The 12714-nt window shown below is 68.4% G+C and carries 13 protein-coding genes; all 13 read left to right on the forward strand.

The genetic code is table 11. The annotated features are described in order from the left end of the window. The first annotated feature begins 3 nt into the window (after positions 1–3). The 13 genes from OXG83_16870 to OXG83_16930 all read left to right on the forward strand — a co-directional run bounded on the left by OXG83_16870 (position 4) and on the right by OXG83_16930 (position 12713). The gene (locus OXG83_16870) at positions 4–1248 is read left to right on the forward strand and encodes a prolyl oligopeptidase family serine peptidase (GenBank protein MCY3966694.1); all 1245 of its coding nucleotides are present in this window, start codon (positions 4–6) and stop codon (positions 1246–1248) included. A gap of 108 nt (positions 1249–1356) precedes the next feature. After that, a complete protein-coding gene (locus OXG83_16875) occupies positions 1357–2415 on the forward strand; it encodes an ATP-binding protein (protein ID MCY3966695.1) in 1059 nt (352 codons plus the stop codon). Positions 2416–2563: 148 nt separating this feature from the next. Continuing rightward, positions 2564–2776 (forward strand): hypothetical protein, encoded by a 213-nt coding sequence (locus tag OXG83_16880; GenBank protein MCY3966696.1) that lies wholly within the window; start codon positions 2564–2566, stop codon positions 2774–2776. Next, positions 2773–3108, forward strand: coding sequence for an SCP2 sterol-binding domain-containing protein (locus OXG83_16885; GenBank protein MCY3966697.1), 336 nt, complete (start codon positions 2773–2775; stop codon positions 3106–3108). Before OXG83_16880 ends, OXG83_16885 begins: the two co-directional genes overlap by 4 nt. Positions 3109–3142: 34 nt before the next feature. Beyond that, the gene (locus OXG83_16890) at positions 3143–4324 is read left to right on the forward strand and encodes a DUF2235 domain-containing protein (protein MCY3966698.1); all 1182 of its coding nucleotides are present in this window, start codon (positions 3143–3145) and stop codon (positions 4322–4324) included. Positions 4325–4840: 516 nt separating this feature from the next. Beyond that, positions 4841–6043, forward strand: a complete 1203-nt coding sequence (locus OXG83_16895; protein ID MCY3966699.1) for a hypothetical protein — start codon at positions 4841–4843, stop codon at positions 6041–6043. A 211-nt stretch (positions 6044–6254) separates the two neighbouring features. Next, positions 6255–7352, forward strand: a complete 1098-nt coding sequence (locus OXG83_16900) for a hypothetical protein (GenBank protein ID MCY3966700.1) — start codon at positions 6255–6257, stop codon at positions 7350–7352. A 12-nt stretch (positions 7353–7364) separates the two neighbouring features. Then, entirely contained in the window at positions 7365–8396 is a 1032-nt protein-coding gene (locus tag OXG83_16905; GenBank protein MCY3966701.1) for a hypothetical protein, read from the forward strand. 131 nt (positions 8397–8527) lie between these two features. Beyond that, positions 8528–8890, forward strand: a complete 363-nt coding sequence (locus OXG83_16910) for a DUF1640 domain-containing protein (GenBank protein MCY3966702.1) — start codon at positions 8528–8530, stop codon at positions 8888–8890. Between the two features lie 148 nt (positions 8891–9038). Continuing rightward, positions 9039–9473: a hypothetical protein gene (locus OXG83_16915; protein ID MCY3966703.1), complete on the forward strand. Its 435-nt coding sequence runs from the start codon at positions 9039–9041 to the stop codon at positions 9471–9473. Between the two features lie 10 nt (positions 9474–9483). After that, positions 9484–10284, forward strand: a complete 801-nt coding sequence (locus tag OXG83_16920; protein MCY3966704.1) for an ABC transporter permease — start codon at positions 9484–9486, stop codon at positions 10282–10284. Then, entirely contained in the window at positions 10274–11323 is a 1050-nt protein-coding gene (locus OXG83_16925; GenBank protein ID MCY3966705.1) for a glycosyltransferase family 2 protein, read from the forward strand. Before OXG83_16920 ends, OXG83_16925 begins: the two co-directional genes overlap by 11 nt. A gap of 10 nt (positions 11324–11333) precedes the next feature. Then, on the forward strand, positions 11334–12713 hold the full coding sequence (locus OXG83_16930; protein MCY3966706.1) for a GNAT family N-acetyltransferase: 1380 nt from the start codon (positions 11334–11336) through the stop codon (positions 12711–12713). Position 12714 lies beyond the last annotated feature (1 nt).

A 12714-nucleotide genomic window follows, 5' to 3' on the forward strand; every position in this document is an offset into this window, starting at 1 on the left:
TGGGTGCGCGGACCTTCTGGTCCGCATCAAGCGCGACGCCGCGAAGCGGCGAGCCCGAATCGCCCCTCGTTACCGCCCTATATCCCCACGACGCCGACTTCGGCATTCCCCCCTGGCTCTTCACCATGTCCACCTACGCACACAGACTCCGGCATCGTCGCCGCCTGCTGCGAACAGGGCGTCTGGAACCTCCTCCTCATCCCCTCCGCCGGCGACCCCACACCCATCCCAACCCCCTACACCTCCATCACCTGGCTCCGCCCCGCCGCCCCCGACACCGCCATCTTCCTGGCCGCCGCCCCCGACCGCCACGCCGAACTCGTCCGCCTCCACCTCCCCTCCGCCACCGCCGCCCCAGCCACCCCGCAACTAGACATCCTCACCACCACCGGCCCACTCCCCGATCCCCGCTACCTCTCCACCGGCCAGCCGATCGACTTCCCCTCCGCCGACGGCCGCCGCGCCTACGCGTTCTTCTACCCGCCGAAGAACGACGACGCCCTCCCTCCGGCCGGCGCCAGACCGCCCCTGATCGTCAAGAGCCACGGCGGCCCGACCTCCGCCGCCGAGCACGTCTACGACCCGGGCGTGCAGTACTGGACCTCGCGCGGCTTCGCCGTCGTCGACGTGAACTACGGCGGCAGCACCGGCCATGGCCGCGCCTACCGCGAGTCCCTGCGCGGCCGCTGGGGAATCGTCGACGTCGAGGACTGCGCCGCCGCCGCCGAGGCGCTCGCCGACCGCGGCGAGGCCGACGCCGCCAGACTCCTCATCCGCGGCGGCAGCGCCGGCGGCTATACCACCCTGGCCGCACTCGCCTTCAAGGACACCTTCGCCGCCGGCGCCAGCCACTACGGCGTCGCCGACCTGGCCGCCCTGGCTCGCGACACGCACAAGTTCGAGTCTCGCTACCTCGACCGCCTGGTCGGCCCCTACCCGGAGCGCGCCGACCTCTACCGCGAGCGCTCGCCGCTGTCCGCCCGCGACGGCTTCTCCTGCCCGGTCGTCTTCTTCCAGGGCGACGAAGACCGCATCGTGCCCCCGAATCAGGCCGAGGCGATGGTCGAGGCGCTGCGCGCCAGGGGCCTCCCGGTCGCCTACCTCCTCTTCGAGGGCGAACAGCACGGCTTCCGCCGCACCGGGAACATCGTCCGTGCCCTGGAGGCGGAACTCAGCTTCTACGGCCAGGTCCTCGGCTTCGAGCCGGCCGGCGGCATCGAGCCGGTCACCCTTCTCGGCCCCGCATAGGCTCGCTCTGAGTAGGCGGGATTCCGAACGACGCCGATGGCCACCAAAACGCGTTCATCTCTGCATCTTCCAAGCCTGAAGATCACGGGGTTTCGCGGGTTCGACCGCTTGACGATTCCGCGCTTGGGGCGCGTGACGTTGCTTGCAGGGCGGAATCGCGTCGGCAAGACGACGGTGCTGGATGCCGTTCGGATCTTTGCGGCGCGCGGTCGGCCGAGTGTTCTAGCGGATCTCCTCCAGGAGCGAGAGGAACTCGCCGCCGGTCTGGACAAGGACCAAGGGGCGTTGGCGGTCCCGGACGTAGCGGCTCTCTTCCATGGGCGGGGCGAGGCCCCCAACAACGGCATCGCCATCGGACCGGGACCGGGTCAGGACGCCCTCAGGCTGGCACGTTCGCTGCGCGACGAGTGGACCGACAAGCAGAAGCGATTCAACATGAACGTAGAGGCACTGAAGGTCGAGTACGCCGATTGGACGGACTTCGTGTCGTGGTCACTGGCGGGGGACACGTCCTCCATGTCGTCCCCACTGCTGCCTCTGCTGTCCGGGCGAGGACGCTTCGACGAGACCGGCTGGCCTGAGCGGGTCAAATGCGAATCACTCGGTCCAGGTCTTCCGGACAACAACCACTTGGCCGTTCTATGGCGGCTCATCCACCTGACCGATGACGAGGACTTGCTGGTACAGGTTCTCGGTCGGCATCTCGGCGAGGAGATACAGCGGATCGGCGTCGTCAACGATCTGGGTGGCTCGCCGGGCTCGCTATCCAAGAACGGGGTCATGGTCAAGCTCAAGGGGCACAGTCGTCCGGTGCCTCTGAGGAGTTTCGGTGACGGCGCCGTGCGGTTGTTCGGCGTCGCTCTGGAGCTGACCTACTGCCGCAGCGGCCTCCTACTGCTCGACGAAGCCGAGAACGGTCTCCACCACACCGTTCACACGGACTTCTGGAGGATGGTTCTTCAGGCCGCCCACGAAGGTGAGGTGCAGGTCTTGGCGACAACCCATAGCTGGGATTGCATCGTGGGCTTTGCGCGAGCCGCAACCGAGTGTGCCGACACCGACGGCGTTCTGGTTCGGCTGGAAGCCGGCGCCGAGGGGTGTCGAGCCGTCGTCTACTCCAAAGAAGAGCTCGAGATCGCGGCCGAACAGAGAATCGAAGTCCGGTAGGAGGAGTGAGCCGCCGACCTTCGACCGGCGCGGTACCGCGGCCTGAAGGGCTTGATTAGGATACGGGCGTCCGCGGTCGTTCGGCCGGGAGTCCGACGAGCGCGGGATGCCGACATTCTGACCGCCCTCAAGGACGAGGAGCCTTTACATGAAGGACACTCTTTACGCCTTTCTCTTGGCCGTGGTCGTCTTGACAGCCGTCGCCATCTTGGTAGTTGGCTCCGCGATGTTGCCTGACGCCTTCGCGGCGGGCCTGCTGCTCTGCCTCTCCCTCGCTGCCCTTACCTACGTATTCCGCACAGACGTCAAGAGGTGGCGCGAGAATCGAGAGAGCGACGCCGCGCCCAGGAGAGTCCCATGACCGATACCGCCGCCGCCGTGAGAGAGATCATCACGAACATGCCAAGCCGCCTCGACCCGGACGTCGCCGCCGGCCTCGACGCCACGATCCAGTTGGACCTTTTCGGCGAGGGCGGCGGCGTCTGGCATTGCACGATCAAGGACAGCGCCTGCACGGTCCACGACGGCGCCCACGACGCGCCGACGATGACGATCTCGATGGAAGCGGCCGACTACGTCGAGCTCATCGCCGGCCGGCTCAACGGCATGACCGCCTTCATGGGCGGCCGGTTGCGGATCTCGGGCGACATGGGGCTCGCGATGAAGATGGAGAGCCTGTTTCGTTCGGGTTAGGCTCCACGCGCCCCGCCTACCCCCAAGTCTCCACTTGGCCGGCACGCGCAACATCGCACTCTGCTTCGACGGCACCTGGAACAGCGACGATCGGGCTTCGCCCACGAACGTTGTCAAGACCAGCCAGGCGCTCGTGCCCCAAACCGCGGCTGGCACGCCGCAGCTCCGCTACTACGACCGCGGCGTCGGCACCGGGCGCTTCGACCGGGTGCGGGGCGGCGTGGTGGGCCTGGGCCTTGCCCGCAACGTGGAGCTGGCCTACGTCTGGCTCAGCGCGCACTACCGGCCCGGCGACCGGCTCTTCCTCTTCGGCTACAGCCGAGGTGCCTATACCGCCCGCAGCCTCGCCGGGCTGCTCGGCCTCTGCGGCGTGCCCGACCCGGAGCGCTGCGCCGACGCCGGCCTCGGCGTGGCCGACGTCGCCCACGCGGGCATGGCGATCTACCGCCTACGCCGAGGCGCCGAGCGCTCCGACCGGGCGGCCCGCCACGTCGAGACCTTCGCCGTGCCCCAGGCCGCCGCCGCCCTTGGCCGCGGGCCAGCCGCGCCGCGTCCTCCCTGCCAGGTCCACTTCGTCGGCGTCTGGGACACGGTCGGCGCCCTGGGCGTGCCGGTCACCTGGCTGAACTGGATCGGCGCCCGCCGCCACCGCTTCCACGACGTGCGGCTCGACCGCCACATCCGGCACGCCTGTCACGCGGTGGCGATCGACGAGGGCCGCCGCCCCTTCGCCCCCACCCTGTGGGCGAACCGGCCGGCGCCCGGCCAGCAGGTCGAGCAGCTCTGGTTCCCGGGCGTTCACAGCGACGTCGGCGGCGGCCGGCCGAACACCGGGCTCTCCGACCGCGCCCTGCTCTGGATGTGGGCCAGGGCCCACGCCGCCGGCCTCGCCCTAGCGCCCGACGCAGTCCGCGCCCGCATCGCGCCGGACGAACTCGGCCCCCAGGGCGACTCGATGTCCGTGCTCTACCGGCTCTGGGGCCGCCACGACCGGCCGGTCGGCGAGCTACGGGCCGACGGCCTGCCCCTGGTCACCGGCGAGAAGGTCCACTTCTCCGCGTTGCGTCGCCTCGAGGCCCCGGAGACCAGCGCCTACCGCGAGGGGACCGCCGCCCGTACCCTGCTTCCGGCCCTGGAGCGCGGCTCCGTCCGCGCGGCACCGTCCGCCCCAGGCGAGGTGGACCCCGACGACTTCCCCTGGCACGCTCCACCGTGACCACTGGGCGCGCCGGCCTTCTGGCCGGCACTTCGGGCGCCGCGTAGCGGCGTCCGCACTCTGGCTGTTCCGCCGCCCGTAACTCCAATCCCATCAATAATTTGACTTCCACACCCCCACCCCTTGACGAATCCCCTCAAAGGCCCTATAGTGTCGTGCCTCGGAGGAACTAATCGGCAGAAGAAGCCGTATCCCGATCCGCCACGCCCCAACGTCTTGCGATGTGCCGGGCCACTGGATCTGAACGCTCGTTTCCGGTAAGGTTCCACCCACGTTTGGACAGACGGCCTTGAAGTCTTTTAGCGGGAGGTGATGCGCAGCATCAGCGTGTGACGGTCGGCGGTTCAGTTGAGCCGGGAACCGATCGTCAAGAGAGAAACGTCAGCGGCCATGGCAGCGCGGGTTGTCCGCATCGTCGTGGCCTGATCTTCGGATCGAAGAACTTCCGGGGTGGCACACGGCCATTCCCGGTAAACGAACGGCGGTAGGGAAGCCGCCCAAGGAGAAAACAAACTGATGAAGCTGGTGAAGCACATCACGATCGCGCTGGTTCTCTGCGCGATCCCTGCAATGGCGTTCGGTCAGAGCGTCACTTGCGACGACTGCACCCACGTGGTGTCGGTCTACAAGGGCCATGGCGGGCTCATCGCGATGGCTGCGGAAGACGCCGAGATGGTGACCTGGGTTGCCACCTGCGAAGGCGTCACCCGGAGCGACGAGTTGATGCCCAACGATGCCGGTATGGTCTCCATGCTGTTGATGGACGACACCGCCTGTTACGGGGACGACGAGGACAACTCGTTCGAGATCGGCCCCATCATGGACGGCGGCTGGTACTGGATCACGGACGCGACGAACTCGGCCGTGGGCGGTCTGGTCAACAAGGACATCCTCATGAACGAGACGACCATGCTCGCCGATGCGGGTGAGGGCGTCACGATGACGATGGGCAAGGGCGCGGTGCTCCTCAAGGAGACCGCCACCGGTCGTGTCGGCCTTCTGCCGAACATCCTGCCGGTGGAGCACATGGATGCGCCGCCGGCCAACCCGTGCGGCGCCTCTGGCGGCGGCACGGCCACCAACCCCTTCGTGCGCAAGGCTTCGGGGTGTTCGATGGGTGACGGTGGAACCATCACCCTGGCGAACTACTTCAGCGCGCACACCGGGGCCACCACCCGCGTGATGAGTGGTGACAGCGTGACCCGGCCCGCCACCGATCAGGCGACCACTACGATCACCATCGACCTCTGGGGCAACGGCACTGGCGCCATCTTCAGCGGTACTGATGGCGGCACCAACGGCATCAACTGGGTCCGCGGAAACGCGGCACTGTCCGGTGCCACCACGAGGGCTGCCGCCCGCTACGTGGGCGTCACCTACACGGCGCGCAAGGGTTCCGGCCCGGACGCGGCGACCTTGACGTCTGGTACGGCCGACGGCGGTGTCACGTTCACCGATGCCGGGGACAGCTCCGCCACGGTCGCGGTCACGGCGGATTCGGCCTACTGCAGCAGCTCCAACAACCACAGCCAGACGATTTCGGTTTCCGCTGTCGTCGTGGGGGACGATGCCACAGGCGCGGCTCAGGTGATTCCTTCCATCGCGAAGAACGCCACGACCAACGTCGCCGGAGGCATCAGCTTCACCATCGTCTGCCCGTCGGCCTCGGCCACCATGGGGCAGGAGTTGGTGCCGGAGAACCCGTTCCCGACCGAGTAAGGGAACAGCCGATTTCCCTGAGCTGAGGGGCTCGCACGAGTCCTGAGGCTCACAGGGAGAACGACTTCAAGGCGGCGCCTCCGCGTCGGGTTCACGCCCGGCGCGGAGGTTGTCGCCTTTTTCTCTGGACCGCACGTTCTCTCTGGACCTGCAGGGGTGTTTCCCGTAGGGTTGATTGACTGCGGCTAAGACCGCCTTGGGAGAACGACCGATGAAGCACATCCTGGTCGCGCTGGCGCTCTGTGCGCTTCCGGCCTTGACGTTCGCTCAGAACGTCAGTTGCCAGGCGTGCGACCACGTGGCTCCCTACTTCCGGGGCTCCGGCGGTTTCATCGGCACGGTGGCCGAGGGAGTCGACGAGGTCACCTTTGTCGCCTCCTGCAACAGCGTGACGACCACCGGGGAAGCCAACATCCACGGCGACACCGCGTCCCAGTTGTTCAACCACGCCAACGGCGCCGCCTGCGACCAGGAAGGCGGCTCGCTGGAGATCGCCGGTCTGGAAGACGGCGGCTGGTACTGGATCACGGACGAAACGAACTCGGCCGTCGGTCCGCTGCTCCGGGCGGACGTGCTCGACAATGAGACGACCCCTCTGACCAGTGCCGGCGACGGGGTGACCATGTCGGAGGGGCGGGGCGCGGTCTTCCTCAAGGAACTCAACACCGGCCGGGTGGGCATCCTGCCGAACATCCTGCCGGTACCGGACGTGGATCCGGAGCCGGTCAACGTCTGTGACTACACCGGTGCCGGCACCACCGCGAGTCCCTACCGGCGGGAGACCAGCAACTGCGTGATGGGCGACGGCAAGCCGGTGCTCCGCGTCCTGGGTCCTCAGGGCCTCTACACGGGCGAGCGGAGTGCGATCCCGCCCGGCGGCCAGGTTCTCCGGCCCGTTGGTGCAGGCGGCTCGGTCGACGTGAAGTTCGACCTCTGGGGCAACGGCTCAGGTCACTTCACCACGGCCGCAACTGGCGACGCCCGACTCGGCCACTCGGGAGGAACCCCGCTGACCGCTACCTTCACCGGCACCTACAGCTCGGGCGGGGCGGGCGGCGGCACGAGCATCGACTCAGCCGGCGGGACGAGCGAGAGCGCCGCGGGGCTGTCGATCGCGACGGCCGACAACGTGGCGACCGTGACGATCACGCCGAACGCGGCCTACTGCAGCGACGACAACGACTACTCGGTTACCGTCACCGTGACGGCCGACGCGACGGAAACGGATCAGGTGACCCCCGGCATCGTCGAGAATCCACCGGACAACGACGAGGCGGCGACCAGCTCGGTCGTGGTCGTCTGCCAGTAGAGGAGAGAAGCCGTGAAGCAGATCATCCCCGTCGCACTGCTCGCCGGTGCGTTCCCGGCTCTGCTCGCGGGCCAGACCGTCACGATCGACTGCCCGCGCTGCCAGGTGGCGCCCTACTTCGCGGGAAACGGCGGCTTCGTTGGCGAGTCGGCCGAGCGGGGCGGCGTGACCGGGGTCGAGTTCTTCCTGGTCTGCGGCCAAACGACGATCTCGTCCAAGATCCAGCCCGACAGCGACGGCATCGTGCGCCAGGTTCTGAGCAGCGCCAGTGGCTTCGCCTGCGCCGATGGAGCAGCCGGGACGCTCGAAGTTGACAACCTGAAACCAGGCGCCTGGTACTGGATCAACGACGACCAGAACTCGGCGGTGGCCCCCTTCATCCCGAAGGAGGCGATCGACGCGGAGCTGATCGACGTCACGGACCCGGGCGGCCTGGAGATCGACACGCCGGCGGGCGGCATCGGCACCTACGTCAAGCACGTTCCCACGGGCCGGGTCGGCATCATCCCGCGCATCGTGCCGACGAAGCCGATCCGCGGCTGTAGCGGCATGGTGGGAGACGAGACCGCGAGCGACTGCCATCTCGGTTCGTCCGACGGCTGGCGACTCACCCTGAGTGCCTCCGAGATCATCCGGCCGACCGGGACCGCCCCGGAGAGGGAGGTCGTCATCACGCTCCACGGGGAGGACTTCATCACGACGCAAAGGCTCTCCGTGCGTGGGGCGATCGAGCACCACACGAGCGTGAACGCCATCCGGTTCGGGAACGACGGCGGAGCACCGACCGACGAGCGGGAAGAGGGTGTCAACAAGTGGTCGGTGTTCGTCGGCACGGACGACAACCGGTGCCTGGCCGCCAACAACGATCCCGACCGCCTGAACGAGCAGACGATCACCTTCGAGGTCGCGGCAATGGCCGGGGCGATTCCGGGCCTGGGAGAAGACGGCCTCGAGACGACCTTCGAGGTCAACTGCCCCGACGATGCGGCGGCGAGCACAGGCGCCGAACTGGTGCCGGAGAACCCGTTCCCGGTCGACGAGTAGGCGCTACCGAAAGCGCGCACGCCGGTATCGTCCCGCTCGGCATAAGAACCAGCGCCCCTTTCCGTCCTAGTCCATAGAAGTGCCTGCGGTCGCTCTGACCCGTCGGCCCTTCCGGTACGATGAAGGAACTGATGAGCGTCGCCACGTTCGACACCCTCGCGGCCGTTCGCAACCTGGAGAAGGCCGGCATGGGGACTTCCCAGGCTGAAGCCGTTACCGAGACGATCCGCATCGCGGTTTTCCAGGGGGTCGCCACCAAGGAGGACATCGGCGACTTGCGTGGCGAGATTGGCGAGTTGCGGTCGGCTACGCAGTCGGACATCGCCGAGCTGCGTGCCGAAATGAAGGCGGAAACCGCCGATCTGCGCATGGGTCTAGAAGCGCTCCGCGCCGACGTAGAGAAAGTCCGCGCCGACATGACTTGGCGCATGGTGCTGATCATGGGCGCGATGCTCGGACTCTTCACCGCGCTCGACCGGTTCTTCCTCAACTAACGCTTTCAGACTTGGGCGCCTGCGCCCGGCGGCGCTCGTAGCAGGAAGGAGAACGAAGACCAGAACCAGCAACGACCAGGCCGACCCGACGTCAGTCAACCGGACGCACTTGGATCGTCAGTCGGAGCGATCCGAGTACGAAAGCCTGTTGCGGTATGGGGAGCTTGAGGACGCTCTGGTGGGGGGCGAGCTTTGGGCCGCGTTGGAGGCTCTCGGCATGGAAGTGCAGTGGACGTGCGGGGGTTTGCACGTCCAGCGCGGCGGCAAGGAGTTCGCCCTGGGACCCATGGCGACGACTCGCAACGAAGTCGTGGCCGTCTTTCTGGAGACGACAATGCGCTTCGAGTGGATTCAGTACTTCCTGGCCACCTTGTCCAGGTTCCTCGACTGGCAGCCGGCCCACCGACATAGGAAGATCCACGGCGCGCTGGCCTATCTGAATTGCGAGGACGAGGCGAGACGGTACGCGGAGCGCGTGGGGTTGTTCCTCATCCGAGTCGTCGATGGTCGCGCGAGCGTCGAGAACGGCCCCGGCTTCGAACCGCGCTGCTTTGGCCGCGGGGCGGCGCGGCCACCGCGCTAGAGTGAGTCTGATGAGCGTGTCCGTCCCGCTCGGCGGCCGCCGCGCGCGGCAGTCGCTGTTCCTGCTGCGCGAACTCGTCGTGCGGAACCTGCGGTCGCGCTACGCGGGCTCGGTCCTGGGCCTCCTGTGGTCGCTGGTCAATCCGCTGTGGCAGCTCGCGCTGTTCACGTTCGTCTTTGCGCACGTGGTCAAGTTCGGGATCCCGGGTGAGCAGACGGAGAGATTCGCCGTTTTCCTGTTCTGCGGGCTGCTGCCCTGGTTCGCGATCCACGAGGGGGTGAGCCGCTCCGCGTCGGCGATTACGGACAGCGCCGACCTGGTCAAGAAGATGCTCCTGCCGGCCGAGCTCCTGGTGGCTTCCCTGGTTCTGGGTGCGATGCTCCACTCCGGAGTCGGCGCCCTGGCGTTCATCGTCGTCCTGGCCCTGCTGGGTGAACTGTCGGTGGCCAGCCTTCCCCTGCTGCTGGTCGCGGTCGTGCTGCAGGCGGCGATGACCTTCGGCATCGGCCTGGGCCTGGCGGGAGCGAACGTCTATTTCCGCGACATCGCGCAGGCGACGGGCCTGATCCTGAACACCTGGTTCTTCGTCACGCCGATCATCTACTCGATCAACTTCATCGAGAACGGGACGCTTCGGCAGTTGCTGGAACTCAACCCGCTGACTGGCCTGGTCTACCTCTACCGCGCGGCGTTTCTCGGCGGCGGGCTTCGGGTCAGCCTGGTGCCGCTGATCGCCTTTGCCACCGGAGCCGTGGTCCTGGGCGGAGCGCTGTTCGCCCGGTTGAAGGACGGCCTGGCGGATGAAATCTGACCCGTCGATCACGGCGGTCATCGTCCACTACCGGACGCCGGACTTCCTCGCGGCTTCGGTGGAGGCCCTCCAGGCGGACGCGCGCGACGCGGACCTGAGGGTCCAGATCGTCGTCGTGGACAACGGGGCGGCCTCGGCGTCGCCGGAAGAGCGGCTCGACACCGGGCATCTCCGGACGTGCGTGATCGAGCCGCCGTCCAACCTGGGGTACGCGGGCGGGGTCAATCTCGGCGCCCGCGCGCCGGCGGGCGACGTGCTGCTGCTGATGAACGCGGACGTCATCGTCGTGCCGGGGTGTCTTCGGGCGCTCGTCGAGGCACTGGGCGAGGCGGATGTCGCCGGTCCACGGCTGTTCTGGGACCGGGGCGGCCGGCTGATGCTGCCGCCGCAGCAGGTCCGCACGCGCGCCGCCGAGCTGGACGCGGTCTGCGCCGAGCGGTCGAAGCTCTGGGGCCGTTCGTACCGCCGGCGGTGGCGGCGCCGCGCCCGGGCGTTCTGGTCGGCCAGCGAGCCGATGCCCTGCTTCGAGCTGACCGGCGCCATGCTCGCCATGAGGGCGGACTGCTGGCGCCGGGTCGGGCCGTTCGACGAGGGCTTCCGGCTCTACTTCGAGGAGACCGACTGGCTGTTGCGGGCGCGGGCGAAGGGCGCGCGGGCGGTGCTGGCGCCGGCGGCGCGCGCGGTGCATGCGTACGACCAGAGCGCGCAGCGTGAGCCTCGGGCCCAGCGATGGTTCGAGGAGTCGATGAAACGTTTCCGGCGTCGGCGCTACGGCGCCTGGTTCGCGGGGTTGCTTGGGCTGGTCGAGCGTCTGCCGCGCCGCTTCGCCGATCCGCCGGCGCTCCCCGCCGCGCCGGTGGAAGGCGAGGCGTGGATCGAGGTTACGACCCTGCCTCTGGGCGTGCCGTCGGCCGGCTGCCGCCTGGCTGCGAAGGCCCCGGCGGACTTCGAGCTCCCGGCCGAAGTGGTCCGGGAGGCGCGCGCGGACCTGTCGGTTCGGGCGAGCGGCGCGGGCTGCCGCGATCTGCGGGGCAAGTAGCATCGCCTTCGTGAACGCGGAGCGCGGCTCGGAGACGGCCACCGCGGCGGTCGAGGCCTGGCAGCGTTGCCTCGAACGCCGCCGTGCCGGCGCGGAGCCGGAAGGTGGTCTCGACCAGGCGGTGGCGGCCGTGCTGCCGCGTGGCGGTCTGACGGCGATGCCGCGCGAGGGGCTTCGCGTGGTGGTTGGTTCCGAGGCGATCCGCGCCGTGGAGGAGTTGCCGGACGAGGTGCTCGTCGGGTGGGCGTACGATGCGGCTGCAGGCGAGTCCGCACCGAGCGGCTACGACCGGCTGATCGTGGATCTGCTGGAGGGAGGGTTCCGGCTGGTGGCCGAGCGGGGCGGGCTTCCCGCTCCGGTCGCGGGGCAGGAAGCGGCGCCGCCGTTCCGCGTGGTGCGCGGGCGCCGCGACGGCTACCGGGTGCGCGGCTATCGCCCGGGCGATGAAGACGGCATCTTCGACTTGTTCCGGGAGACGTTCGGTGCCGATCAGGATCCGGAGCACTGGAAGTGGCGGTACGTCGACAATCCACGTGGCGGTCCACGGATCTCGCTTGCCTTCTCGCCCGACGGCGAGCTCGTCTGCCAGTACTGCGCGTACCCGGTGCGCTGGCACGGCCTGCCGCCGCTGAGCCCCGACGACAGCCACCAGGTCGGCGACACGATGACCCGCCCAAGTGCCCGCGCCGTGGGCCGCGGGCCGACCAGCCTGCTGACGCGGACGGGGAGACACTTCTATCTCACACACTGCAGGAACCGGATTGCCTTCAACTATGGCTTCAACACCGGCAACATCACGAAGTTCTCCTGTCGTTTTCTCGAAGCCGAGGTGGTGGAGGACGCTCCCTACCGTGAATTGCCGCCGGGAGCGCCGCTCGGCCGCGGCAGCCGGTTGCGCCGCCACTACGACCTGAGGCGCGTCACGGAGCCGTCGGAGGTCGGAGCGGCGTTCGACGCCTTGTTCGAGCGGGTGAGCGGCCGCTACGGGCTGCTGGTCGAGCGTTCGGCCGAGTACCTGCGCTGGCGCTATCTCGACTGCCCGGTCGAGGGTCCCGGGTTGATCGCCGCGTACCGGAGGGGACGCCTGGTGGCATGGGTGGCGGCGATGCGGTTCCGCGATCGCGTGGAGTGGGGCGATGCGCTGGTCGATCCGGCCGAGCGGCCCGCCCTGCGCGCGCTGCTCGAGGAGATGCGCGCGCCCGATCTCCCGATCGTTGGCTGGTTCAGTGAACGGCCGCGCTGGTGGTCAAGGGAACTGGACAGCCTCGGGTTCGTCCGGCGACCGGAGCCGCAGTCGCTGGTCACGATCCAGGTGCCGTTCGTTTGCCGCGACGCGCACTCGCGGTTGGGCCGGGCGTACTACACGAAGGGCGACAGCGATTTGTTCTAGG

It is taken from the genome of Acidobacteriota bacterium (genome assembly GCA_026707545.1).
In the GTDB taxonomy this organism is placed as follows: Bacteria; Acidobacteriota; Thermoanaerobaculia; order Multivoradales; family Multivoraceae; genus Multivorans.